Genomic DNA, 24,089 nt, shown 5'->3' on the forward strand with positions numbered 1-24,089 from the left:
GTCACTGGTTATCGAACCGATCACTGGTTTTCAAACCGGTTACTGGTTTTCGAAATAGGTCTGCAGTTCACCGCGCACGACCAGGTCGAAGCGGTAGGCCAGGCAGTCCATGGGCCGGCTGCGGGCCATGTCCAGGCGACCGACCATGGTCTCGACGGCGTCGGGGTCCTTGAGGGTGTTGACGATGGGGCACAGCGGGATCAGCGGGTCGCCCTCGAAGTACATCTGGGTGATCAGGCGGGTGGAGATCGCCGGGCCCATCACCGAGACGTGGATGTGGGAGGGACGCCAGCTGTTCACGTCATTGGGCCAGGGATAGGGGCCCGGCTTGATGGTGCGGAAGCGGTACCAGCCTGCCTCGTCGGTCAGGCAGCGGCCCACGCCGCCGAAGTTCGGGTCCAGCGGGGCGAGGTAGTTGTCGTTGCGGTGACGATAGCGGCCGCCGGCGTTGGCCTGCCACATCTCCACCAGGGTATGCGGCACTGGCTTGCCGAACTGGTCCACCACGCGACCGAACATGATGATGCGCTCCCCCACCGGCAGCCCCTGGCCCTGGCTCGGATCCTGGCGAAAGTTGAGCAGCAGATCGTTGTCGTGGGGGCCCATGCGCAGGCCACGGAACGCCGGGCCGGTGAGCTCGGAGGCGGTGGCATGCTGCATGCTGACCAGCGCCTGGCGCGGGGAGCGGGCCACGGAGGTCTTGTAGCCGGGTGCATAGGCCGGCGGATGCCAGTTGCGATCGCGCTCCACGAAGCGCTTGCTCTCGTCCTGCATATCGATTCGTCTCCAGGGGTGATGGATCTCGGCCAGTGTGGCGCCCTGTCGCAGGCCTGCCAATTGACGTCTTCACCGCCTCGCATAACCCAGGGGTTATGCCTTACCTGCCGCCCACCAGGCCCGCCGCCACCTCCCTCAGCGTCTCGCAGAACCCCTCCAGGGCCAGTGACGGCTCCAGGCTGGCGTTGGTGCAGAGCCCCACCGAGCCGCCCTGCTGCTCCAGTGCCAGGGCCAGCTCGGCCAGCCGGCCGTCGTGCAGGGCGTCGCGCACCGCTTCTTCCGGCGCCACCCAGACGGCGTCGCTCTCCAGGGTGTAGCGGTGGCTCAACGGCAGCGACAGGGTCTCCAGCTGACGCCCCGGCAGGCGCAGCGAGTGGCGCACGCAGAAGCTGTCGACCTGCTGGCGCAGCGTGGTCCGGGGCGGTGGCAGCACCCAGGGATAGTCCCCCAGGCGGTGAGGCTCGAGGGGCTCGACCCCGGCCAGCGGGTGCCCTGCCCGCACCACCAGGACAAGGCGCTCGTAATAGAGGTGCTCGAAGGCCAGGTCGCGGATCTCGCGGGCCTCGGTCATGCGCCCCACCACCAGGTCCAGCTCCCCCCGGCGCAGCCGGGAGAGCAGGAAGGCGCTGGGCCCGGTCAACACGTTGACACCGGCCTCGCCGGCCTCGGCCTGCTGCCAGCGCCGGATCGCCTCGGGCAGCAGGCGGCTCTCCACCGTGGAGAGCGCCCCCACCCTGAGCCAGCGCACCGCGGCATGTGCCTCGCCCAGCGCGCTGACGCCCTCTTCCAGGGCGCGGATCGCCGGTCCGGCGTGGCGCAGCAGGGTCAGGCCGGCCTGGGTGAGCGCCACCCCCCGGGAGGTCCGCTCGAAGAGCGCGGTGCCGAGGATCTCCTCGAGTTCCTTGATGGTCTTGGACATGCCCGGCTGGGTGATCGCCAGGCGCTCGGCGGCACGCGCGAAGCTGCGCTGGCGCGCCACCTCCAGGAAGGCCTGGAGGTGGCGCAGCTTGATGCGGGCATTGAGCATTCAGGCCTCCGCTTGGCGGGAAGCGAGCAGCCGGCGGATGCTGGCCATGGCCGCCAGGCTGATCGCCAGGGTCGGCAGGAAGGCCAGCGCCACGACCCCCGAGAGGTCATAGAGCCCGCCTCCTACCACGGTGATGACGAAGACCAGAAGATAGCCGAAGAAGAGCATGCCGCCCATCAGCCGCGGCAGCGCCTCGACGCGCACCAGCCAGGCGGGTAGCGCCAGCACGAAGATGAACAGCGCGCTGGTGAAGAAGCCGAACAGCCCCGCGGCCCAGACCACGTGCTGCCCCGGCAGCCAGAGCATCAGCGGCAGCGCCAGCAGGGCCAGGGCCGTGATGGCGACCAGCGGACGGTGCCGCCCCATCAGCCGGTCGGCATAGAGGACCAGCAGCATCGAGGAGAGCATCTGGGCACCGTTGAGGGCCGTCAGGCTGGGCGAGAGCAGCGCCAGCCGCCCGCTCTCCTCGAGCAGCGGCGGCAGGAAGACATTGCCGGTGAAGTAGAGCGACGCGGCGGCGCCGAGCAGCGTCACCAGGCGCCACATGCGGGCATCACGGCGATCCGGGAGCACCAGCTCGGCGCTGGAGGAGCCCCGCCCGGTGGCCGGCAACCGGCGACTGCCGGCGGCCAGGGCCAGCATCAGCAGCGGGACCGGCGCCACCCAGAGGGCGAAGGCCCACTGCCACTGCTCGCCCAGCCAGATGGCCACCAGGGGAGCGGTGGCCCCGGCGGCCAGCAGTTCGCCCACCAGCAAGCCATTGGTGTAGATCGCCGAGGCGCGGCCCACACGCCCCGGCGCCCAGAGCTTGGCCAGCACCGGCATGGCCGCCTGCATGAAGGCGATACCCACCCCCATGATCACGGTGGCCGCCATCATCGCCAGGAAGCCCTCCGGCAGGCTGCGCAGCGCACTGCCCCCTGCCATCACCGCCAGCCCCAGCAGCATGCCGGGAAGCACCCCGACCCGCGCCAGCAGCCAGCCGGCGGCCAGCCCGCCCAAGGCCAGGGTGACCAGCGGCAGGCTGGTGGCGATGGCGACCTCGCCGCTGGTGAAGCCCAGCACCGCCTTGAGCTGCGGGATCAGCGGCGGCACCACCAGCACCGTCAGGCGCAGGTAGAGCCCCAGGCACCACAGCAGGCCATAGGCCAGCAGGGCCCGGCGCCACTGGCCCGACGCGTCCATCGTCGCCGTCTCACCGCTCATCCGGATCCTCCTTGACTGCCCTCGATGCTGATGGCCCCTCGGCCCGCCGTGAAAAGGACGAAGCCGGCACTCGGGCCGGCTTCGTATCGTGCCATATCGGACACCATATTAGCGCCCTAACAGATAGTCGCGTGGCCGATCAGTCCTTCTCCCCACCCCAGCCCAGCTCCTTGGCCAGCGAGAAGGCATGGTTGGCCGCCGGCACGCCGCCATAGATGGCCACATGCATCAGCACCTGGCGCAGCTCCGCCTCGGAGAGGCCGATGCGCCTGGCGGTCTTGAGGTGCAGGGTCAGCTCCTCGCGACCCAGGGCGGCGAGGATGCCGGTGGTGATCATGCTGCGCTCGCGACGGGTCAGGTCGTCGTTGCTCCACAGCTCGCCCCAGGCCAGGCGGGTGATCATCTGCTGGAAGGGTGCATCCAGGCGGGTGGCGTTCGCGGTGGAGCGCGCCACGTGCTCCTCGCCCAGCACCTGCTTGCGGGTCGCCAGGCCGGTGGCGTAGGCCACGCCCTGGTTGGCCACGTCGCCCAGGTCCGCCGCCATCACCGCCTGAAGCTTCTCGGCGAACAGGGCCGGCACCTCCACGGAGGGCACATGGCCGACGCCCTCGAGGATCTCGAGGGGCGCGCCGTCGCACTCGGCCGCCAGGGCCTCCAGGGTCGCCGGCGGGGTCGCCAGGTCCTCGCTGCCGCCGAAGAGCTGCACCTTGACGCCCGGGTTTTCAGAAAGAGGGCCGGAGAGCTTGCCCGTGAAGGTGTCGCGCCCCAGCATCTCGCAGAGCTTGGCGTAGGAGTCATCGTCGCCGCGGCCCATCTGGGTGCACCAGCCCGCCTTCAGGGCCGGCTCGGCCTCGAAGCAGGCCGGGGCGAACCAGCGCGGCACGATCTCCTCGGACATCGCCGCCAGGCCCTCCTGGCGCACGCGGCCGGCGCGGGTGTTCCACAGCTCAGGAGTACCGATCACCGCCCCGGTGTTGGTCAGGGTGGCGGAGAGCAGCCGCTCGGCATGCTCGCTGACCAGCTGCTGGCCCACCACGCCGCCGATGGAGGTGCCGGCGAAGTGGAAGCGGCCGCCGCCGGCGTGGTCGGCCAGGGCGAGGGCCTCGGCGGCCAGATCGGCCGGGGCGATCGCCCCCTCGCCCCAGGCCTGGCTGGCGCCGTGGCCGGGCAGGTCCCAGGTCAGCACGCGGTAGCGCGGCAGCAGCGCCGGCAGCACGTCGTCCCACACCGCCTGGCTCATGCCCAGCGGGTGGGCCAGCATCACCAGAGGGTTGGCCTCGGCGCCGAGCAGGCGATAGGCCACGCTGCGGCCGTTGATGTTCAGAAATGCCATGGAAGTCTCTCCTGACGCCTAACGTCAAAATTCAATGTTGTCCCCTCGACGGCGGTCCTGACCGCCGGTCAGTGGCCCCCGACATGGACCCGGTGGCGAGTCGTCAGACAGCCTCGAGCCCCAGGATCTCGCGAGCCTGTTGCCAGGTAGCCACCGGGCGCTCGTGCTTCTCGCAAAGCGCCGCCACCCGCTCGACCAGGGCGGCATTCGAGGGGGCCAGGCTATCCTTGTCCCAGCGGACGTTGTCCTCGAGGCCGGTGCGCGTGTGGCCGCCGGCGGCGATCGACCACTCGTTGAGCTTGAGCTGGTTGGCACCGACCCCGGCCCCGCACCACTGGGAACCCGGCGCCAGTCGCTCGAGGGTCTCGATGTAGAAGTCAAAGGTCGGCTTGTCGGCCGGCATGGCGTTCTTCACGCCCATCACGAACTGGACGTACAGCGGCGCCTTGATCTTGCCCTGCTTCATCAGGTTCACCGCCTGATGGATATGCGACAGGTCAAAGGCCTCGATCTCGGGCTTGATGTCATAAGTCAGCATCTCGGAGGCGAGCCAGTCCACCAGGTCGGGGGAATTCTCGTAGACGCGCGTGGGGAAGTTGTTGGATCCCACCGACAGGCTGGCCATGTCGGGCTTCAGGGGTAGCATGCCGCCGCGCTCACGGTCGGCACCGGAGCGGCCGCCGGTGGAGAGCTGGACGATCATGCCCGGGCAGTGCTTGCGCAGTCCTTCCAGAAGGCGAGCAAACTTCTCGGGGTCCGAGGTCGGGGTCTGATCCTCGTTGCGGACATGGCAGTGCGCAATGGTCGCCCCGGCCTCGAAGGCCGCCTGGGTGCTCTCGATCTGCTCCTCGATGGTGATCGGAACCGCCGGGTTGTTCTCTTTGCGTGGCAGGCTGCCGGTGATGGCAACACAGATAATACAGGGATTTGACATGGGAACCTCGCGTTATGCCCAGGGGCTGTTGTGGAGGATAGGAAGGAATCTCGAGGGGGGTGTCGCGGGCGCTTACGCCCGCTCGATCAGGGTGGCGATACCCTGCCCCACGCCCACGCACATGGTGCACAGGGCGTAGCGCTTGCCGCTCTTCTGCAGCTCGTGGGCGGCGGTCAGCAGCAGGCGCGCCCCGGACATGCCCAGCGGGTGGCCCAGGGCGATGGCGCCGCCATTGGGGTTGACCCGCGGGTCGTCGTCCTCGAGGCCGAGGTCGCGCATGCAGGCCAGGGCCTGGGCGGCGAAGGCCTCGTTGAGCTCGATGACGTCGATCTCGTCGAGCGACACGCCGGTACGCTCGAGCAGGCGGTTGACTGCGGGCACCGGGCCAACCCCCATGATGCGCGGCTCGACCCCGGCGGTGGCCATGCCGAGGATCTTCGCCATGGGCGTGAGACCGTGCTGCTCGACCGCGGCGGCGCTTGCCACCAGCATGGCGGCGGCGCCATCGTTGACCCCCGAGGCGTTGCCGGCGGTGACGCTGCCGCCCTCGCGGAAGGGCGTGGGCAGGCCGGCGAGCTTCTCGAGCGTGGTCTCGCGCAGGTGCTCGTCCTGGTCGAAGACCAGCGGCGCCTGCTTGCGACGCGGGATCTCGATGGCGGTGATCTCCTCGGCGAAGCGGCCGGCCTTCTGGGCGGCGGCGGCCTTCTGCTGCGAGCGCAGGGCGAAGGCGTCCTGGTCCTCGCGGGAAATCCTGAACTGCTCGGCCACGTTCTCGGCGGTCTCGGGCATGGATTCCACGCCGTAGGCCTTCTTCATCTGCGGGTTGATGAAGCGCCAGCCGATGGTGGTGTCCTCGATCTTCTGGCCGCGGGAGAAGGCGCTGTCGGCCTTGCCCATCACGTAGGGCGCACGGGACATGGACTCCACGCCGCCGGCGAGGGCCAGGTCCATCTCGCCGGCACGGATGGCGCGAAAGGCGGTGCCCACCGCGTCCATCCCGGAGCCGCACAGGCGGTTCATGGTGGTGCCGGGCACGGAGGTCGGCAGGCCCGCCAGCAGCGCCGACATGCGCGCCACGTTACGGTTGTCCTCGCCGGCCTGGTTGGCACAGCCCATGAAGACCTCTTCGATCGCCGCCGGGTCGAGCCCGGGGGCCTGGGCCAGCACCGACTTGAAGATGCTGGCCGCCAGGTCGTCGGGGCGCACGCTGGAAAGCGTACCGCCGAAGCGGCCCACGGCGCTGCGCCGCGGATGGCAGAGAAAGACGTCGGTCATGGTGTTCTCCTGTTCGGCTTACTGACCCGAGTGGGCTCGTTCGGTACGATCCTTCAGCTCGCGCAGGATCTCGAGTTCCTTCGCGCTGGGCTCGGGGGTGCTCTCGAGCTCACCGGCGAAGCGGATCTCCCAGCCGGTGGCCTCGATCACGTCCTCGCGGCTCACGCCCGGATGCAGGGAGACCACCGTGAGTTCCTTGCTCTCGGGGTCTGGCTTCATCACGCAGAGGTCGGTGATGACGCGCGTGGGCCCCTTGCCGATGTTCGGCACGCCGTCGCGGCCCTTGCCATCGCGGCCGAAGCCCAGGGTGGTGACGAAGTCGACGTCCTTCACGAAGGCGCGCCTGGAGTGCTTCAGGGTGATGAAGACCTCGCCCGCGTTGGTGGCGATCTCCGGTGCCCCGCCACCGCCCGGCAGGCGCACCTTGGGATCATGGTAGTCGCCGATCAGGGTGGTGTTGAGGTTGGCGTAGCGGTCTATCTGGGCGGTGCCCAGGAAGCCCACGCTGATCTTGCCGCCCTGCAGCCAGTAGCGGAACATCTCCGGCACCGCGACGGTGGTCAGGGCCGACTCGGCGAGCTCGCCGTCGCCGATGGAGAGCGGCAGCACGTCCGGCTTGGTCTGCAGGGTGCCGGACTCGTAGATCAGCACCACGTCGGGGGCATGGGTCAGGCGCGCCAGGTTGGCGGCCTCGGAGGGCAGGCCGATGCCGACGAAGCAGGTCATGCCGTTTTCGAGTGCCCGGGCGGCGGTGACGGTCATCATCTCCGAGGACGTATACTCGATGCTCATCAGGCGTTCCCCCCTGCGTTCATGACATTCTCTTCGATCCAGGCCGTGAAGGCGTCGCGGTCGCGGGCGATGGCATCCCACTCCTTGTAGAAGCGGTTGTTGCGCGGGTAGTAGCCATGGGCATAGGAGGGCAAGGCGCCCTTCTCGGCCACGGCGATGGCGTCGATGGCCCAGCCCGGGATGATGCAGGCGTTGGGGTGGTAGTCCGGCTCGGCGGTCAGGTCCTCGACGATCTCCTCGACGGTGACGATGCTCCTGGCAGCCGCCAGCACGGCCTCCTTCTGCACGCCGACGATGCCTTCCACCAGCACGTTGCCCTTACGGTCCGCCTTCTGGGCGTGGACGATGGAGACATCGGGCCGCACCGCCGGCACCGCGGCCAGGCGCTCGCCGGTGAAGGGGCACTCGATGAACTTGATCTGGTCGTTGACGTTGGGCAGCTCGCTGCCCACGTAGCCGCGCAGCACGGCCAGCGGCAGGCCGGCGGCCCCGGCCTCGACGGCGCAGGCCATGGCGGCATGGCTGTGCTCGAGGATCTCGATCCTGCGGGGCCAGCCCTTCTCCACGGCATCACGCAGGCGGTGCAGGGAGCCCACGCCGGGGTTGCCGCCCCAGGAGAAGATCACCTTCTTCGCACAGCCCGCGCCGATCAGCTGATCGTAGATCAGGTCGGGGGTCATGCGGATCAGGGTCAGGTCGCGCTTCTTCTGGCGGATCACCTCGTGACCCGCGGCGAAGGGAATCAGGTGGGTAAAGCCTTCCATGGCCACGGTGGCGCCGTCCTCGACGTAGCGCGCCACCGCGTCATGCAGGCTCAGGAACTCGGCCATGGGATCTCCTCCTGGCGGTGCCTCTCGATAAGTTCGAATAGCGAACTTTGATTTGTGATGCGAACAAATTACTCCCGTCACGATCGGCCGTCAAATCCCGCCGTGCGCGCACGAAAAAGGGGAGGCCTGGCCTCCCCTCGCGATCACCCCGCGTAAGTGTCGATCTTTCAGTCGATTACTTGCCTTTCAGCCAGGCGATGGCACGCTGCACCTGGGCTCGACTACTACCAAGGTATAAGGCCGGATCACTGGCCCGCTCGAGGTCGGCAGGCTCGACGCGCCCCGCTACCTCCTCGTGCCCCGCCAGGACCTCGGCATAGGGGCGCCCCATCAGGCGCGCCGTCTCGGCGGCCTCGGCGCTGATCCGCTTGGCGGCATCCTGGCCCACGACCGGGGCCAGCAGGCGCGAGACCGGCTCGGCCATGATGCCGCCGCCCGTCGCCGCCAGGTTGCGCCGCATCGCCTCGGGGTGCACCTCCAGGCCCTCGAGCAGCACCGCGGCCTGTTCCAGTGCACCCTCCAGCAGCAGGGCACTATCGAGCAGCGGCGCCCACTCGGCATGCCACTCCCCCAGGCCCCGCTCCAGGGGCTGGGCCGCGGCGTTGAGGATCACCGTGGCATGGCCATGCACCTGTCGGGCGGCGCCGCGGATCAGCGCGCAGCGCACCGGGTTGCGCTTGTGCGGCATCGAGGAGGACTCCCCCATGCCGGGGGCCGCCGGCTCGGCCACCTCGCCGAGCTCCGTCTGGGTCAGCAGCGACACGTCCAGGGCCAGCTTCTCGGCGGCGCCGGCGGCGGCATCCAGCCCCGTGGCCAGGGCATGGATCGGCTGGCGATCCGTGTGCCACGGCAGCACGGCGGTCGCGAGGCCCAGGCGCTGGGCCAGGGCGTCCATGAAGTCGAATCCCAGGTCACCCCAACCAGAGTGCACCCCCACGGCGCCGCCGAACTGCACCGGCAGTTCCAGCCCGGCCAGGCGACGACGGGCCTGCTCCAGGCCGATGGCCCAGTGGGCCACCTTGACGCCGAAGGTGATCGGCAGCGCCTGCTGCATCAGGGTGCGGCCCACCATCACGGTCTCGTCATGGCGCTGCATCAGGCTGAGGGCCGCGGTGCGGCAGCGCACCAGCAGGACATCGAGGGCGGCCAGTCGAGGCTTCAGCAGCAGCATCAGGGCCGTGTCGACCACGTCCTGGCTGGTGGCGCCCTGGTGCCAGTAGCGCTTGAGCGCCTCCGGCAAGACCGCGCGCCCCTGCTTGACGAAGGGGATGGCCGCATTGCCGCCGCTGGCGATGCCGGCGGCGATGGCTTCCAGGTCGAAGTCATGCGCCTCGAGGGTCCTGCGCATGGCCTGGCTGGCGCCCTCGGGTACCGCCCCCTGGGCCTCCTGGACCTCGGCCAGGGCCAGCTCGAAGGCCAGCATGGCGTCGACCATGGCCCGGGCATTGCACTCGGCCAGCGCCTGCTGGCTCATGAAGGGGTGCTGGATCAGGGCGGCAGGCATGAGGGTCTCTCCGGTGGTGGCGTGGGACGTCGACCATGGGGCTTCCCCTATGGTCGCACACATGTTCGCATTTCGAACAAATATGCTAGATTAGACCAAGGTTCTCCGGCAACACGACCAAGGAACACGACGGATGGAAACGTCTCTGCAGGACGAGGCCCTGAGCCCCGACGATCGCGACTTCGTCACCGCACTGGCCAGTGGCCTCGAGGTCATCCTGGCCTTCGACGAGGCCCACCCGCGCATGACCCTCAGCGAGGTGGCGTCGCGCACCGGCATGAACCGTGCCCGGGCGCGACGCTTCCTGCTGACCCTGCATGCGCTGGGCTATGTCCGCAAGCAGCAGCGCCACTTCGAGCTGGCCCCCAAGGTGCTGAACCTCGGCTATGCGTTCCTCTCCGCCAACAACTATCGCAGCGTGATCCAGCAGATCCTCGAGGACATCACCAACGAATGCGGCGAGTCCTCGTCGCTGGGCGTGCTGGACGGCGACGACGTCACCTATGTGGCCCGCTCCTCGTCGCGCCACCGCCTGATGGCCATCACCCTCTCGGTGGGCACGCGCCTGCCGGCGGCCCACACCTCCATGGGGCGGGTGCTGCTGGCCCAGCTGCCGGATGCCGAGCTCGACGCCTTCCTGGCACGGGTGGTCCTCGAGCCGCATACCGACAAGACCATCACCGACAAGGCCGAGCTCAGGCGCTGCATCCTCGAGGTGCGCCAGCAGGGCTACGCCATCGCCGACCAGGAGCTCGACTCCGGGTTGCGCTCGGTGGCCGTGCCGGCCTTCGATGCCAACGGCCGGCTGCTCGGCGCGATCAACATCAGCACCAATGCCGCCCGGGTCGACTTCGACACCCTGATGCGCCAGTACCTCCCGCTGCTGCAGGAGAAGGCTCGACAGATCCGCGCCAGCGTCAGCTGATGGGTGCAATTTCCAAAACACGATTCTAGAATCAAGGTTTTCGCGACGAATGGATAGCCATCATGGCGGGTAGCCTGATCGAACGCACCCTGGGGGTGCTGGAAATCCTCTCGGAGGACGCCGAGGGCATGCCCTTGCTGGTCATCGCCGACCGGCTGCGCATTCCCAAGAGCGCGGCCCACCGCATCTGCAACGAGCTGATCCGGCTCGGCCACGTCCGCCAGGACCCGAATAACCAGCGCTACCGGCTCACCACGCGGCTGATGGCCATGGGGCTGAGCTACCTGGCGAGCACCGGGGCCAGCGACGTCCTCCAGCCGATCCTCGACCGCCTGGCCGAGGAGAGCGGCGAGCTGGTGCGCCTCTCGGTCATCGAGGGAGAACACCTGACCTGGATCGCCAAGGCCCAGGGGGCACGCAGCGGGCTGCGCTACGATCCGGACATGGGCCGCGAAGCGCCGCTCTTCTGTACCGCCAGCGGCCATGCCTGGCTGGCCGACCTCAGCGACGAGGCGGCGACGGCCTTGATCGACGCCCATGGCCTGGAGACCGACCACCCGGTGGGCCCCGGGGCGCCCCGTACCCGCGAGGCCGTGTTCGAGCACCTGCGCCAGACCCGTGAGCGTGGCTACAGCTGGGTCAGCGACAGCATGGGCCCCGGCACCACGGCCATGGCGGCCGTGGTCCGGCATCCGCTCGATGGTCACCCCATCGGGGCACTGAGCATCGCCGGGCCAAGCGTGCGGCTCGATGCCGAGCGCGTCCAGGCCCTGGGACCCAAACTGGCGGCAGCAGCGTCGGAACTCTCCCAGGCCAGCGCCTCGTCACGACTCTTCAGCTGATGCCCGACGCCGGGCGTCCGATAGCCACTCCGGCAAGGAGGCCGTAGTGCTCGAGATCCTCGCCATCACCACCCCGATCTTCCTGCTGATCGGGGTCGGCTACTTGATCATGGCCGGCGGCATCATCACCCGCGAGCAGCTCCAGGGCGTGGGCACCTTCGTCATGTACTGCGCCCTGCCCTCCCTGGTGATCCGCGCCCTCAACCAGAACCCGCTGGGAGAAGTCTTCAATCCCCACTACCTGCTGGCCTATGGCCTGGGCTCACTGGCGGTATTCGGCTTCGCCCTGCTGCTGACCCTGAGGCTACAGCGCAAGTCGCTCGGTATCGGGGCCATGCATGCCCTGGGGATGGCCGCCTCCAACAGCGGCTTCATCGGCTACCCGGTGGCCGCCATGGTGCTGGGCTCGCCCGCCGCGGTGTTCCTGGCACTGAACATGCTGATCGAGAACCTGCTGATCATTCCCGCGGCACTGATCCTGGCCGAGATGGCGAACCAGGGCGGCGCCGGTCTCGGTGCCACCCTGCGCCAGACGGCCCTTCGCCTGGCTCGTAACCCTATCCTGATCGGCCTGGTGGTAGGCGTGCTGCTCGCCGTCTCGGGCCTGGCCCTGCCAGGCCCGCTGGCCAAGGCCATCGACATGCTGGCCGATGCCGCCGGCCCCGCCGCGCTGTTCGTGATCGGCGGTTCCCTGTATGGACTCCAGGTCCGCGGCATGGCCACCGACGTGGGCCAGATCGTCGTCGGCAAGCTGCTGCTGCACCCCCTGGCTGTGCTCGGCGTCTTCCTGCTGCTGCCGGAGGCGGATCCCATGCTGCTGACCGGTGCCCTGCTCTTCGCCTGCGCCCCGATGATCAGCGTCTTCCCGCTGTTCGGCCAGCGCTACGGCCTGGGTGGGGTCAGTGCCGCCGCCCTGATGGTCGGCACCCTGGGTTCCTTCATCACCATCAGCCTGCTGATCTGGCTGATGACCCGCGTCGGCCTGCTCCCCGTCGCCTGAATCACCGCTCCCTCCGTCACCTCGCTCCAGGCATGCCGGGGGTTGGCGATGGCTGCCCATTGAAAAAAATGGAACATTGTTCTAGATTATTCCGGAACAGCATTCCGGAGGATCGGCAATGGCCGACAGACAGCAAGACATCGATCTGGTGGTGGTGGGCTCCGGCGCGGCCGGCCTCTCCGCCGCCGTCACCGCCGCCTGGCATGGCCTCACGGTGGTGGTAGTAGAAAAGGCCGAGGGTCTGGGCGGTGCCACCGCCTGGTCCGGCGGCTGGATGTGGGCCCCGCTCAATCCCCTGGCCAAGGCTGCCGGGATCGAAGAGGATCCGGAAACGGTGCGCACCTACCTGCGCCATGAATTGGGTGAGCGCTACGACCCGGCGAAGATCGATGCCTTCCTCGATGCGGCACCGAAGATGGTCGAATTCTTCCACGACAACACCGCCCTGCAGTTCGCCGACGGCAACGCGATCGCCGACATCCATGGCGACACGCCTGGCGCCGGTACCGGCGGGCGCTCGGTGATCGCCGCGCCCTTCGACGGTCGCGAACTCGACAGGAAGACGCTGAAGAAGCTGCGCAAGACCATGCCCGAGACCGCCTTCCTGGGCATGCCGATCCAGGCCGGGCCGGACCTGATGGCCTTCCTTAGCGTCACCCGCTCCATCAAATCCTTCGCCCACGTCACCAGGCGCCTCAGCCGTCATCTCTATGACTTGGTCCGCCATGGCCGCGCCATGCAGCTGGTCAATGGCGTGGCGCTGACCGGGCGACTGGCCAGGTCCGCCGACGACCTGGGCGTCGAGACCTGGGTCTCCTCGCCGGCGAAACGCCTGATCAAGGAGGGCACGCACGTCACCGGGGTGGTGGTGGAGACCCCGGGTGGTGAGATCACCCTGAACGCCCGGCGCGGCGTGGTGCTGGCCGCCGGCGGCTTCCCCTGGGACGTCACGCGGCGCAAGGCGCTCTTTCCGCACACCCCGACCGGAGAGGAGCACTGGCCTTTGCCGCCACGTTCCGCCAGTGGCGACGGCCTGCGCCTCGGCGAGTCAGTGGGTGGTGAGGTCGACACCAGCCTCTACTCGCCGGTGGCCTGGGCACCGGTCTCGGTGGTCCCCTACCAGGACGGCCATGTCGGCCACTTCCCGCACATCATCGACCGCGGCAAGCCGGGCATCATCGGCGTGCTGAGCAATGGCAAGCGCTTCGTCAACGAGGCCAGCGGTTACTACGACTACGTGGACGCCATGGTCAAGGCGGTGCCGGAGAACGAGGCGCTCTGCTCCTGGCTGGTCTGCACCCACCGCTTCCAGCGTCGCTACGGGATCGGCATCACCCGACCGGCGCCGGTGCCGTTCCGGCACTGGATCCGCAAGGGCTATCTCAAGGCCGGCAAGACCGTCGAGGAGCTGGCCCGGAACTGCGGCATCGACCCGGACGGGCTCGCGGCCACGGTGGCCGACTACAACCGCCACGCCGCCCGCGGCGAGGACCCGGAATTCGGCCGCGGCTCCACCCCCTACAACCGCAAGAGTGGCGATCCCGCCCACGGCCCCAACCCCTGCGTGGCGCCCCTGGACCAGGGCCCCTTCTATGCAGTGAAGGTGGTGCCGGGCTGTTTCGGCACCTTCGCCGGCCTCAAGACCAACGAGCACGCCCAGGTCCTGGATGCCCGGGGCCTCCCGATCGACGGCCTCTACGCGGCAGGCAGCGACATGGCCAGCATCATGGGCGGCTACTATCCTGCCGGCGGCATCAACCTCGGGCCGGCCATGACCTTCGGCCATATCGCCGGCCTGCACGCCGCCGGCCAGCGAGAGGCCGGCTCACCCGAGACTCGCAGCGAGCACGCCGATGCCTGAGCGCCTCTTCTCCCTGGCGGCCCTGACCGTACTGGAGTTGTCTCCCCCCGAGATGGTCGAGGTGGCGGCCCGAGCAGGCTACGATGGCGTCGGCCTGCGCCTGATCCCCGCCACCTCAGTGGAGCACCATTTCCCGCTCGCCCACGATACGGCCTTGCGGCGCCAGACTCGGGAGCGACTACGCGATACCGGCCTGAGAGTCGTGGATATAGAGATCCTGCGCCTCAAGCCCGAGACCCGAGTCGGCGAGGACTTTGCCCGAATCCTGGAGATAGGGGCAGAGCTGGGCGCCAGCGAAGTGCTGGTGGCCGGCAACGATGAGGATACTGCGCGGACCATCGACAACTTCGCGACGCTATGTGAACTGGCCAGGCCGCTGGGGCTGAATCCGCACCTCGAGTTCATGCCCTGGACGGGTGTGAAGAACCTCATCGAGGCTCACCGTATCGCCGAGAACGTGCGCAAGGCCGGTCATGACAATGCCTGCCTGCTGGTGGATGCCTTCCACTTCAACCGGTCGGCCAGCCGCCTGGAGGAGCTGTCACGGGTTCCCCGTGAGTGGATGCGCTATTCGCAGCTATGCGACGTGGCCGGCCCGATCCCCGAGGACATGGCGGAGATCCTTCGCGAGGCACGCCAGGAGCGCTGCTTCCCGGGTGACGGTGATATCGACCTGCCGGCCCTGCTGGCGACGTTACCCCGCGATCTGCCATTGAGCCTGGAGATCCCGACCGAAAGGCTTCGACGTCAGGGCGTCAGCGCCCTGGCGCGCGCCAGACTGGCGCTGGAAACGTCACGACAGCTGGTCGAGACCCGGGTACCTTAGCAACACATCATTCGCCTGCTAGCATTAGCCTTCCTCCACCTCTCGGGATCTTCATGGCCAGTAACCCGCCTCTCGTCCCTGCCCTGCCCGCCGACCGCCCATTGCTGGGCATCGGCTTCATTCTCCTTGCGGGCCTGCTCTTCGTGTTGTTAGACACGGGCGTCAAGTGGCTTGGCCAGGACTACTCGCCGGTACAAGTGGTGTGGGCGCGCTATGCCGGCCATATGCTGGTCCTGGCGGCCTACCTCGGCTGGCTGGGACTTCCTCGCTGCCGTGAACTGATGCGGACCGAGTCGCTCTTCGGCCAGGTACTGCGTGGCCTGTTGCTGTTCGGCGCCAGTACCTTCGCCTACCTGGCCCTGCGCGAGCTGCCCATCCTGCAAGTCTATGTCATCAACTTCAGCTCCCCGCTGCTGGTTACCCTGCTGGCCATCCCGCTGCTCAAGGAGCGGGTGACCCCGGCACGGGGCTTGGCCGTCGCGGTTGGGTTTGTCGGTGTGGTGATCGCCGTGGGGCCGGTGGACTGGCAATCACAGCCGGCGGCGCTGTTGCCCTTCGGCATGGCCTTCTGTTTCGCGCTCTACCAGCTCACCACCCGACGCTTTGGCCGCCATGACCACCCACTGACCTCGCTGTTCTATGCCGGCCTGGCGGGCGCCCTGGTGAGCAGCGCCATCGTGCCCCTGTTCTGGACGCCCATCGCCCTGGGCGACCTACCCCTGTTCCTGGCCATCGGCATCCTGGGCGCGGCAAGCCAGCTGGGGTTGATCATGGCCATGCGATGCGCCCCGGCCTCGCTGGTCTCGCCCTTCCTCTACCTGCAGATCGTCTGGGCCTCGGCCGCAGGATACCTGGTCTTCGGGGACGTACCGCTGCTCGAGACCTACCTGGGCGCTATCCTGATCATCGGGGCGGGGCTCTTCCTCGCCACCCGGCGCAGCTAATGCCGGCTTCCGACGGCATGACCTCGAGGCATGGGGCTGACCACGTCACCGTTCATCAGTAACCGATCAGCCTGGGCAGGCCGGTCACGATACTCGGCACGAACGTGATGAGCAGCAATACCAGCAGCTCCACCAGGAACAGCGGCAGGATCCGCCGCGACAGCCGCGACAGCCCCACATTGGCCACGGAGTCGGCCACGAACAGACACAACCCCATGGGCGGGGTGATCAAGCCGATCATCAGGTTGAAGATGACGATGATGCCGAAGTGCACCGGATCCACCCCCATGCCCACCGCGATGGGGTGCAGGATCGGCACCAGCACCAGCATGGCGGCAATCCCTTCCAGGAAGAGCCCGGCGACCAGGAACAGCACGATCACCGCCAGCAGGAAGGTCCACTCCGATGTGATATAGGCGAGCGTCAGATCGGTAAGCATGTTGGGCACGCGGTTGAAGGTGAGCAGCCAGTTGGCCGCCGCCACCGCCGCGATGATGATCATGATAACCGCCGTGTCGACCATGGTGCGCGTGAAGATGCTCGGTAGATCGCGAAAATGGATCTTGCGGAAGACCACCATGCCCACGAACAGCGCGTAGGCCACGGCAAAGGCGGCCGCTTCGGTGGGGGTGACGACGCCCAGCAGGATCGAACCCACCACGAACACCGGCATGAACAACGGGATGACGCCTTCGAGCAGGATCTTGCGCTTTTCCCCGGAGGGCAGTGCCGTGGGCCGTTTCTGGTACTTCCCCGCGAAGATCATCACGTAACCTGAGAGGAAGAGGGCCAGCAGGAGGCCCGGCACGATACCCGCCAGGAACAGCGCCGGCACCGAGACGCCGGTGACGATCAGCGCGTAGATGATCACCGGGATGCTCGGCGGAATGATCGGGCCGATCACCGACGAGGCCGCGGTGAGCGCCGCCGCGAAATCACGGGGATAGCCCTCCTTCTCCATCTCGGGGATGAACACCCGTCCCAGTGCCGAGGTATCGGCCACCGCCGAACCGGAAAGCCCGGCGAAGATCACCGAGGCCCAGATGTTCACGTGGGCCAGTCCGCCCTTGAGCCTTCCGACCAGGATCTTGGAGAAGGCAATGATCCGCATCGTGATACCGCTCTCGTTCATCAGCTCCCCGGCCAGGATGAACAGTGGTATCGCCAGCAGGGCGAAGGAATTGATTCCGGAGAACATCTGGGTGGCGACAGCGGAGAGCTGATAGGGAAACTCGCCCACGGCCATGAAATAGAGCAGGGCCGCCATGATGGCGAAGGCGACCGGTATGCCGATGGCCAGGCCGACCAGCAGGATGAGATAGACCATTCACGAGACCTCGTCTGTCATCGCACGTAGTGTGCCGATCCGCTCGATGAACTTGAGCGTGGCGGCCACGGCCAGCATGCCACCGCCCAGCACGATGGCGAATTGATAGGGCGCCATCGTGCCGAACACGTTGAAGAGCTCAAGCCCCGTCGCCTCCCGCAGGCTGCGAATGGTGCTGTTGAGCCCCGAGATTCGCATGCCGCCGCGGCTGGACATGAACAGGTAGCCCGACCAGGCGAGTAGCGCCCCGGTCACCACCACGGCGAGGTCGACGATCAGGAACAGGGCCTCGCGGACACGTACCGACAGGAAGTCCACGATCACCCCCAGGCGCACGTGGCGATCCTGCAGGTAGGCCAGCGCCATGCCGAACATGACCCCGTAGATCCCCAGGAAGACCGGCACCTGGTCGCCCCAGGCCAGGGAACTCCCCAGGGTGTAGCGCCCCAGGGCATTGAGGAAGACGATCAGGAAGATCAGGGCCATGGAGAGCCCCGCGCCGGCGGCAAAGACCCCCGCCGCCAGGCGCTGAAATGATTGGAAGATAGCCGCCATGTGTCTCGAGCCTCTGGAGGAAACCACCCCGTGCCATCAGGAGCACGGGGGGCGGGGGGATCACTCGGTGGCGTCGGCCACCGCATCCTGCAGGCGCTGAATCCACTCGGCGTCAGAACCCAGGTCCTCCTCCAGCCAGGCGACGACCGGCGGCTGGGCCTGCTCGCGGAACTGCGCGAGCTCCTCGGATGTCGGGCTGTAGACCTGCATGCCCTCTTCCTGCACGGCCTTGAGGCCCTGGGCGGTGGTGAACTGCTGGATGGAGCGCCCCATCATGCCGGCCATCACCCCGGCCCGCTGGATCACCTCGCGGTCCGCCTCGGAGAGGCCGCTGAAGTAAGCATCGTTGATCACCAGGAAGTCGGCCGCGTAGATATGGCCGTCGAGCGTCAGGTAGTCCTGCAACTCATGCAGGTTGTTGTTGTAGATGGTCCCGACCGGATTCTCCTGACCATCCACCACGCCCGTCGACAGGGCGGTCGGCAACTCCGACCAGGCGATCGGCGTCGGCTGGGCGCCGAGCCCTTCCACCATCTCGACGTAGAGCGGAATGTCCTGGACCCGGAACTTGAGCCCATTCATGTCCTCGGGGGTACGAATCTCGAGCTTGCTGTTGGTGAAGTGGCGCACCCCGGTCTCGCCATAGCCCAGCGTGCGCAGTCCGGTCTGCTCGAGGCAGTGCTCGGCCAGGGCGTTGCCGAATTCGCCGTCGAGTACCTCCCAGGCGACCAGCGGCGTCTCGAACATGTAGGGAATGTCCAGCACCCCCGCGGCAGGGCAGATCTTCGACATGGCCCCCGAGACCATGACCACCTGGGTGGTGCCATCGATGGCCTGCTGGATCAGCTCGTCTTCGTCGCCCAGCGAGGCTGCGGGGTAGATATCCACGCTGTGCTCGGTCTCACTCTCGACGACGTTCTTGAACATGTGCGCGGCCGCCCCCTTCTTGGAACTCTGCCAGTCGTCGGGGTCGACATGAGCGAAGCGAATGGTATCGGCCTGGGCCAAAGTGCTCATGGCGAAGACCAGGGCACCGAGCGTCGCCGTTGTCGCGCTGGCTGATGACTTGAGCATGGGAAGTCCTCCATGGTAGTGATTGTTTGTATTGCGAACGATAGTGCTTTATGCGAACACTAGAACTGGCTTCCAGTTATGTCAACGCCTACCGCGCCTCTGCAACTAAAGGTGTAAAGCAGGCCCTGCTGGCGCTCCCATCACACTGGCGGCAAGGCTCACCAGCCGTCGCAGGCGGGCGCCGCCCTATCTCTAGGGTAGCCGCCGGCCTCGCAGAAGAGGGGCCGGACAACGTTGAATGCGCTAGCTCGACGCAAAAAACCCGCCATGAGGCGGGTCGGAGAGAAAGGCAGGGGAACCGAGGCGACTCAGGCCCTCTTGGCAGCCTTGATCACCGCATCCAGTGCCGCCTGATAGCCCTGGGTGCCGAGCCCGGCGATGACGCCATCGGCGCGCAGCGAGACATAGGAGTGGTGGCGGAAGCTCTCGCGCTTGTGCACGTTGGAGATATGCACCTCGTAGACGGTGCCCTCGAAGGCGTTGAGGGCATCGAGGATCGCCACCGAGGTATGGGTATAGGCCGCCGGGTTGATGATGATCGCCAGGGTGCCGTCGAGTCGCGCGGCATGGATGGCGTCGATCAGCGCCCCCTCGTGGTTGCTCTGGAAGCTGTTGAGCTCCCAGCCCTCGAGGACGGCCTTCTCGCGAAGGGCGTTGTTGACGTCGTCGAGCGTCTCGTGGCCGTAGATCTCCGGCTGGCGGGTGCCCAGCAGGTTGAGGTTGGGACCGTGCAGTACCAGTACCTTGCCCTGACTCATGCCTCGTCCTCCTTGAGCAGCGCCCGCTTGTAATGGGCGAACAGGGTCATCGCCTGCTCGTCGGCGGCGGCTCGCCTGTCGGCATCCTCGCAGAACAGCTTGAAGGCATCCACGCCCTGGAAGACGAACAGGCTGACCCCGCTCATCACACCGGCACCGGCCGCCTTGGCGGCGGCGACGAACTCGGTGACCGCCGGCACGTAGACGGCGTCGAAGATCCAGTGGTGGGCGGCGATCAGCTCCTTGGGCAGCGGGCAGCCGGGGCTTTTCTCGTGACCGATGGGGGTGCAGTTGACCAGGCCGTCACAGGACGGCACCGTCTCGTCGACCTGCTCTCGCGTGATGAAGGAGGCACGGAACCCCTGGTTCTGGAGCTCCTCGACCAGCTGGCGGGACTTGGCCTCGTCGAGGTCCATCAGGATCACCTCCTCGGCCCCCAGCTTGCCCAGGCCGAAGGCCACCGCCTTGCCCACGCCACCGGTACCGAGCAGCAGTACTCGGCCCGGCGGTCGGTCACCGAGAGTCGCCTGGTAGCCACTGATGAACCCGGTGAAGTCGGTATTCTCGGCGATGATCTCGCTCCCCTCGAACACCAGGGTATTGGCGGACCCGACCATGCGAGCCCCCTCGGAGGGGCGAGTGGCCAGGTTCACCGCCGCTTCCTTCCAGGGAAAGGTCACGTTGACGCCTCGGTAGCCATCGGCGATCACCTGAGTGACCTGGCTTTCCAGGGACGCGATGGGCTGTTCGTTGGCATCGAACAGGTCGTAGGTCACCGGGATGCCGGTCAGCTCGCCGAGCCTCACATGCAGGTCCGGCGAGCTGGAGTTCATGATTGCCTTGCCGATCAGGCCGAGTTTCATGGGGTTCCTCCGTTGCTGGGAGCGGCGCCTGGCAAGCTCCCTGTCATTAGGGTGCGATCCGCTTCAGCGCTGAGCGGCCTGAGCCGCCAGGCGGATGCCCGCGTTGGCTTCACCGAACTGGTTGTAGCCACCGCGCCGCTCGACGATCTCGAAGAAGAAACGCCCCGAGAAGGTCTCGGTGTACGCATGGAAGAAGTCGCCCTCGTCCTTGCGGTCATAGAGGATATTGCGCGAGCGCATGGCCTCCAGCAGGTCCTCATCGAGCCCGAAGCGGGCCTCGAGGTCGTCATAGTAGTTCTGCGGGATGCGTAGCAACGGCAGTCCCCGAGCCTGGAGCTCATCTACGGTGGCGAAGAGATCCTGGCTCTCGAAGGCGATCTGCTGCACCCCACCACGAAACTCGCTGAGGAAGCGGCCCGGCTGGGTCTCCTGAGCCTGGGAAACGGTCAGCGGCAGGCGGATGCTGCGGTCGGGGCTGTTGACTGCCTGGCTGATCATCATGCCGCGGGGATCGACGATCTCGTGCTCCGGTTCGGCCTCGAAGCCGAACACGGTGCGATGGAACAGCTGCCAGCCCAGCAGCTGGGTGGCAGGCAGCACATAGGAGAGGTGGTCGACCCGAGTCAGGCCCGCCTCGTCGCGGCTCTCCTGGTCGAAGAGCTCGAAGTCGGTACGCCACTGCAGGTCGCCGGCGGCCGCGTCGTCCACCAGGTAGACCAGGCTGCCCTCGATGCCGCGCAGGGCGGGGATCTCCATCTCCCCCTCGCCCACCTGGCCGCGATAGGTCTGGGCCTTGAAGGCTCTCGCCCGGGCCAGGGCCTTCTCCACGTCGTCGACCCGGAAGCCCACCGCACAGACCGAGGTGCCATGCAGCAGGCGGAAGGTATGCGCGAAGCTGTCGGTCTCGAAGTTGAGCACCAGGTGGATCTCGCCCTGCTTCCAGAGCTCGACGTTCTTGGAGCGGTGGCGACCGACATGGCGAAACCCCAGGGCACCGATGAACTCTCCCAGCGGTGCCGCGCTCTCCTCGTCGAGGGTGAACTCGATGAAGTGGATACCGTTGTAGCGGGGTGCCGGCGGGATGGGGCTCGCCCAGGGCCCTTCCGGCAGCAGGTTCTCCAGCCAGATCAGCGAGCGCAGGCCATCCAGGGCGGTGGCCTCCGTGGGGGCGGCCCGGAAGGCATCGCTGAAGATCTCCAGCGACAGGGGGCCCGAGTAGCCGGCCTTCGCCAGGGCGGCCATGAAGGCCTCGAGCGGCAACCGCCCCTGGCCGGGGAAGCAGCGGAAATGGCGGCTCCACTGCAGGATGTCCATGTCCAGCAGCGGCGCATCGGCGACCTGGACGAAGAAGATCTTGTCCCGGGGGATCTTGCCGATGGTCGAGAGGTCGTGGCCGCGGGAAAGGATATGGAAGCTGTCGAGCACCACGCCGAGCGCGGGGTGGTCAGCGCGGCGCACCACCTCCCAGGCATCGCGATAGTCCGAGATATGCCGCCCCCAGGCGAGCGCCTCGAAGCCCACGCGAATGCCCCGCCGATGCGCCCGCTCCGCCAGTTCACGAAGGTCCTCCACGACCCGGTCCATGTCGTCGATGGCCTGGGGGGAGACGTTGCTGCAGACCAGCAGGAAATCGGTTCCCAGCTGTTCCATCAGGTCGAACTTGCGCTCGGCTCGCTGAAGGTTGCGGCCACGCTGGGGCTCGGGCATGGCCTCGAAGTCCCGGAAGGGCTGGAAGGCGACGATCGCCAGCCCCAGCCGTTCGCACAGCTCACGCACCTCGCCCGGCGTGCCGTCGAAGGAGAGCAGGTCGTTCTCGAAGATCTCGACGCCATCGAAGCCAGCACGGGCGCTGGCCTCGAGCTTGGTTCTCAGGTCGCCGCTCAGGCAGACGGTGGCAATGGCGCGCATCTTGTCCTCCAAGGGGAGCGATATCGAGGGAGTAAGCGTGGCGGCCTCACGCCACGCTATTCGTCGAATCATGGCGAGGGGTCATCATACGCCCCACTCAGCAAGTCTAGAACACAGTTCCAATGTTCGCATGGCGTTCTTTGGTTCGCAATATGCACGAAGAATGGGATGGCTCGGCATTCCCCTCCGGTATGCCCTCCCCAGCGTGGCCGAAGATACCTTCTACAACTATAGGGGCGTAAAGGGGATGGGGCCCGAGATACCAATACCCTTCTTTCGAACACATCCCACCGGCGACGGGCACCGCTCCCATAAGACCATAGTCGCAGGCAGCCACATTCTGCATTGACAGTATTGGAAGGGAGTTCTAGTGTTCGCATAAAGAACAGATCGTTCGACAGTCGAACGCCTCTTCGCCCAGGTCCCGACACAAGAGGACCACTGCCCTCGGGCAGGCCAACAACACGAGTCCCGGAGGATTCCCCATGTTCAAACCGCTTCTCACCAGTCTCGCCGTCGCCGTCGGCTCGCTGACCATGGCCGGCAGTGCCCTGGCCGAGTATCCCGAGCGCAATATCCAGGGCACCATCCAGTGGGGGGCCGGCGGTGCCACCGATAACGTGGCCCGCAGCCTGACGCCCCATGTCGAGGACATCCTCGATACCACGGTGGTACTGACCAACCGCCCGGGCGGTACCGGCGTGATCGGCATGAACCATGTCATGCGTCAGCGTGCCGATGGCTACAACCTGCTGTATGGCGCCGAAAACCCCCAGCTCTATCCGCTGATGGGCCTGGCCGACTTCAGCTACGACGACATGCATACCGTCAATATCATCGGTCAAGGCCTGGTGGTAATCGCCGCACCGGCCGACAGCCCCTTCGACAGCCTGACCGAGTTGCTCAAGCATGCCCAGGAAAACCCGGGTGAGCTGCGCATGGGCGGCACCGGCGCCGGCGGCCTGCCGAGCACCGTGCTGGCCATGGTCAACGCCGTGGACGAGCTCGATGTGCGCAATGTCACCTTCGGTGGCGATGGCCCCGGCATTACCGCCATGCTGGGCGGTCACATCGACTTCATGCCGTTGAGCCTGGCCGCCGTCGGTGAGCAGATCCGCAGCGGCAAGATGAAGGGACTGGCCGTGCTGACCAAGGAAGAGATCGACGCGCTGCCAGGCGTGCCTCCGATCACAGAGGCGCTGCCGGACATCGAGTCCTTCCTCCCCTGGGGCCCGTTCTGGGGCGTCTTCGTCCATCAGGATACCCCGGACGACATCAAGGCGACCCTGGAAGAGACCTATGAGCAGGCGGTGGCCAATGAGGAGTTCGGCGACTTCATGCAGAACTTCGGCGCCGAGGTGCTCAACCTCAATGGCGAAGAGGCCGAGCAGTACCTGGACAACTGGCAGTCGGTGACCGCCTGGGCCATGTACGAGGCCGATGCCGAAACCCTCGAGGCCACCCCCGAGGAGCTCGGTATCCCGCGCCCCTGACCCACAATGCCTACCTGACGGGGAGGTCGGACACG

Annotated in this window: 21 protein-coding genes and 1 pseudogene; 7 read left to right on the top strand and 15 right to left on the bottom strand. The window is 67.2% G+C overall.

The genetic code is table 11. From position 1 onward, the window contains the following. Positions 1-39: 39 nt before the first annotated feature. The 9 genes from pcaH to SCI24_RS02980 form a co-directional block, all read right to left on the bottom strand. Complete coding sequence (pcaH, locus tag SCI24_RS02940) at positions 40-774, bottom strand: protocatechuate 3,4-dioxygenase subunit beta (RefSeq protein ID WP_412928903.1); 735 nt, start codon at positions 772-774, stop codon at positions 40-42. A 103-nt stretch (positions 775-877) separates the two neighbouring features. After that, positions 878-1,804, bottom strand: a complete 927-nt coding sequence (pcaQ, locus tag SCI24_RS02945) for a pca operon transcription factor PcaQ (protein WP_318723914.1) — start codon at positions 1,802-1,804, stop codon at positions 878-880. Continuing rightward, a complete protein-coding gene (locus SCI24_RS02950) occupies positions 1,805-3,010 on the bottom strand; it encodes a CynX/NimT family MFS transporter (protein WP_318723915.1) in 1,206 nt (401 codons plus the stop codon). It abuts the gene before it with no gap. 139 nt (positions 3,011-3,149) lie between these two features. Beyond that, the gene (locus SCI24_RS02955; protein ID WP_318723916.1) at positions 3,150-4,343 is read right to left on the bottom strand and encodes an alpha/beta fold hydrolase; all 1,194 of its coding nucleotides are present in this window, start codon (positions 4,341-4,343) and stop codon (positions 3,150-3,152) included. Between the two features lie 103 nt (positions 4,344-4,446). Continuing rightward, positions 4,447-5,277 (bottom strand): 3-keto-5-aminohexanoate cleavage protein, encoded by an 831-nt coding sequence (locus tag SCI24_RS02960; protein ID WP_318723917.1) that lies wholly within the window; start codon positions 5,275-5,277, stop codon positions 4,447-4,449. A 72-nt stretch (positions 5,278-5,349) separates the two neighbouring features. Further along, on the bottom strand, positions 5,350-6,552 hold the full coding sequence (pcaF, locus tag SCI24_RS02965) for a 3-oxoadipyl-CoA thiolase (RefSeq protein ID WP_318723918.1): 1,203 nt from the start codon (positions 6,550-6,552) through the stop codon (positions 5,350-5,352). Between the two features lie 18 nt (positions 6,553-6,570). After that, entirely contained in the window at positions 6,571-7,338 is a 768-nt protein-coding gene (locus SCI24_RS02970; RefSeq protein ID WP_318723952.1) for a CoA-transferase subunit beta, read from the bottom strand. Positions 7,339-7,343: 5 nt separating this feature from the next. Beyond that, positions 7,344-8,174 carry a CoA transferase subunit A gene (locus tag SCI24_RS02975; protein ID WP_318723919.1) on the bottom strand — a complete coding sequence of 277 codons (831 nt, stop codon included), beginning with the start codon at positions 8,172-8,174 and terminating at the stop codon, positions 7,344-7,346. Positions 8,175-8,349: 175 nt separating this feature from the next. Beyond that, positions 8,350-9,678, bottom strand: a complete 1,329-nt coding sequence (locus SCI24_RS02980) for an adenylosuccinate lyase family protein (RefSeq protein ID WP_318723920.1) — start codon at positions 9,676-9,678, stop codon at positions 8,350-8,352. Positions 9,679-9,811: 133 nt separating this feature from the next. Between SCI24_RS02980 and SCI24_RS02985 the strand changes: the two genes are divergently transcribed. The 6 genes from SCI24_RS02985 (at position 9,812) to SCI24_RS03010 (ending at position 16,076) form a co-directional block, all read left to right on the top strand. Next, positions 9,812-10,603 (top strand): IclR family transcriptional regulator C-terminal domain-containing protein, encoded by a 792-nt coding sequence (locus tag SCI24_RS02985; RefSeq protein WP_318723921.1) that lies wholly within the window; start codon positions 9,812-9,814, stop codon positions 10,601-10,603. 62 nt (positions 10,604-10,665) lie between these two features. After that, positions 10,666-11,445 carry an IclR family transcriptional regulator gene (locus tag SCI24_RS02990; RefSeq protein ID WP_318723922.1) on the top strand — a complete coding sequence of 260 codons (780 nt, stop codon included), beginning with the start codon at positions 10,666-10,668 and terminating at the stop codon, positions 11,443-11,445. 46 nt (positions 11,446-11,491) lie between these two features. Next, on the top strand, positions 11,492-12,445 hold the full coding sequence (locus tag SCI24_RS02995) for an AEC family transporter (RefSeq protein WP_318723923.1): 954 nt from the start codon (positions 11,492-11,494) through the stop codon (positions 12,443-12,445). 118 nt (positions 12,446-12,563) lie between these two features. Further along, complete coding sequence (locus SCI24_RS03000; protein WP_318723924.1) at positions 12,564-14,306, top strand: FAD-dependent oxidoreductase; 1,743 nt, start codon at positions 12,564-12,566, stop codon at positions 14,304-14,306. Beyond that, entirely contained in the window at positions 14,299-15,132 is an 834-nt protein-coding gene (locus SCI24_RS03005) for a sugar phosphate isomerase/epimerase (RefSeq protein WP_318723925.1), read from the top strand. The genes SCI24_RS03000 and SCI24_RS03005 overlap by 8 nt, the downstream gene beginning before the upstream one ends. 53 nt (positions 15,133-15,185) lie before the next feature. Continuing rightward, complete coding sequence (locus tag SCI24_RS03010) at positions 15,186-16,076, top strand: DMT family transporter (protein WP_318723926.1); 891 nt, start codon at positions 15,186-15,188, stop codon at positions 16,074-16,076. Positions 16,077-16,131: 55 nt separating this feature from the next. On the opposite strand, the gene SCI24_RS03015 is transcribed toward SCI24_RS03010, so the two are convergent. The 6 genes and pseudogenes from SCI24_RS03015 to SCI24_RS03040 all read right to left on the bottom strand — a co-directional run bounded on the left by SCI24_RS03015 (position 16,132) and on the right by SCI24_RS03040 (position 22,561). Further along, positions 16,132-17,403 carry a TRAP transporter large permease gene (locus tag SCI24_RS03015; protein ID WP_318723927.1) on the bottom strand — a complete coding sequence of 424 codons (1,272 nt, stop codon included), beginning with the start codon at positions 17,401-17,403 and terminating at the stop codon, positions 16,132-16,134. Beyond that, on the bottom strand, positions 17,404-17,958 hold the full coding sequence (locus SCI24_RS03020) for a TRAP transporter small permease (RefSeq protein ID WP_318723928.1): 555 nt from the start codon (positions 17,956-17,958) through the stop codon (positions 17,404-17,406). A 60-nt stretch (positions 17,959-18,018) separates the two neighbouring features. Beyond that, on the bottom strand, positions 18,019-19,032 hold the full coding sequence (locus tag SCI24_RS03025; RefSeq protein ID WP_318723929.1) for a DctP family TRAP transporter solute-binding subunit: 1,014 nt from the start codon (positions 19,030-19,032) through the stop codon (positions 18,019-18,021). A 308-nt stretch (positions 19,033-19,340) separates the two neighbouring features. Next, a complete protein-coding gene (gene aroQ / locus SCI24_RS03030; protein WP_318723930.1) occupies positions 19,341-19,790 on the bottom strand; it encodes a type II 3-dehydroquinate dehydratase in 450 nt (149 codons plus the stop codon). Continuing rightward, positions 19,787-20,656: pseudogene (locus SCI24_RS03035) on the bottom strand (shikimate dehydrogenase family protein); the annotation flags it as partial. The pseudogene SCI24_RS03035 and the gene aroQ, both read right to left, overlap by 4 nt. A 60-nt stretch (positions 20,657-20,716) precedes the next feature. Then, the gene (locus SCI24_RS03040; protein ID WP_318723931.1) at positions 20,717-22,561 is read right to left on the bottom strand and encodes a bifunctional sugar phosphate isomerase/epimerase/4-hydroxyphenylpyruvate dioxygenase family protein; all 1,845 of its coding nucleotides are present in this window, start codon (positions 22,559-22,561) and stop codon (positions 20,717-20,719) included. A gap of 485 nt (positions 22,562-23,046) precedes the next feature. Between SCI24_RS03040 and SCI24_RS03045 the strand changes: the two genes are divergently transcribed. Next, the gene (locus SCI24_RS03045) at positions 23,047-24,054 is read left to right on the top strand and encodes a tripartite tricarboxylate transporter substrate binding protein (protein ID WP_318723932.1); all 1,008 of its coding nucleotides are present in this window, start codon (positions 23,047-23,049) and stop codon (positions 24,052-24,054) included. Positions 24,055-24,089 lie beyond the last annotated feature (35 nt).

The sequence above is a fragment of the Halomonas sp. genome (assembly GCF_033549285.1).
Taxonomy (GTDB): Bacteria; Pseudomonadota; Gammaproteobacteria; order Pseudomonadales; family Halomonadaceae; genus Halomonas.

Coding starts and splice junctions, on each gene's coding strand:
- pcaH (WP_412928903.1), bottom strand. CDS start 774: ATGCAGGACGAGAGCAAGCGCTTCGTGGAGCGCGATCGCAACTGGCAT.
- pcaQ (WP_318723914.1), bottom strand. CDS start 1,804: ATGCTCAATGCCCGCATCAAGCTGCGCCACCTCCAGGCCTTCCTGGAG.
- SCI24_RS02950 (WP_318723915.1), bottom strand. CDS start 3,010: ATGAGCGGTGAGACGGCGACGATGGACGCGTCGGGCCAGTGGCGCCGG.
- SCI24_RS02955 (WP_318723916.1), bottom strand. CDS start 4,343: ATGGCATTTCTGAACATCAACGGCCGCAGCGTGGCCTATCGCCTGCTC.
- SCI24_RS02960 (WP_318723917.1), bottom strand. CDS start 5,277: ATGTCAAATCCCTGTATTATCTGTGTTGCCATCACCGGCAGCCTGCCA.
- pcaF (WP_318723918.1), bottom strand. CDS start 6,552: ATGACCGACGTCTTTCTCTGCCATCCGCGGCGCAGCGCCGTGGGCCGC.
- SCI24_RS02975 (WP_318723919.1), bottom strand. CDS start 8,174: ATGGCCGAGTTCCTGAGCCTGCATGACGCGGTGGCGCGCTACGTCGAG.
- SCI24_RS02980 (WP_318723920.1), bottom strand. CDS start 9,678: ATGCCTGCCGCCCTGATCCAGCACCCCTTCATGAGCCAGCAGGCGCTG.
- SCI24_RS02985 (WP_318723921.1), top strand. CDS start 9,812: ATGGAAACGTCTCTGCAGGACGAGGCCCTGAGCCCCGACGATCGCGAC.
- SCI24_RS02990 (WP_318723922.1), top strand. CDS start 10,666: ATGGCGGGTAGCCTGATCGAACGCACCCTGGGGGTGCTGGAAATCCTC.
- SCI24_RS03000 (WP_318723924.1), top strand. CDS start 12,564: ATGGCCGACAGACAGCAAGACATCGATCTGGTGGTGGTGGGCTCCGGC.
- SCI24_RS03005 (WP_318723925.1), top strand. CDS start 14,299: ATGCCTGAGCGCCTCTTCTCCCTGGCGGCCCTGACCGTACTGGAGTTG.
- SCI24_RS03010 (WP_318723926.1), top strand. CDS start 15,186: ATGGCCAGTAACCCGCCTCTCGTCCCTGCCCTGCCCGCCGACCGCCCA.
- SCI24_RS03015 (WP_318723927.1), bottom strand. CDS start 17,403: ATGGTCTATCTCATCCTGCTGGTCGGCCTGGCCATCGGCATACCGGTC.
- SCI24_RS03020 (WP_318723928.1), bottom strand. CDS start 17,958: ATGGCGGCTATCTTCCAATCATTTCAGCGCCTGGCGGCGGGGGTCTTT.
- SCI24_RS03025 (WP_318723929.1), bottom strand. CDS start 19,032: ATGCTCAAGTCATCAGCCAGCGCGACAACGGCGACGCTCGGTGCCCTG.
- aroQ (WP_318723930.1), bottom strand. CDS start 19,790: ATGAGTCAGGGCAAGGTACTGGTACTGCACGGTCCCAACCTCAACCTG.
- SCI24_RS03040 (WP_318723931.1), bottom strand. CDS start 22,561: ATGCGCGCCATTGCCACCGTCTGCCTGAGCGGCGACCTGAGAACCAAG.
- SCI24_RS03045 (WP_318723932.1), top strand. CDS start 23,047: ATGTTCAAACCGCTTCTCACCAGTCTCGCCGTCGCCGTCGGCTCGCTG.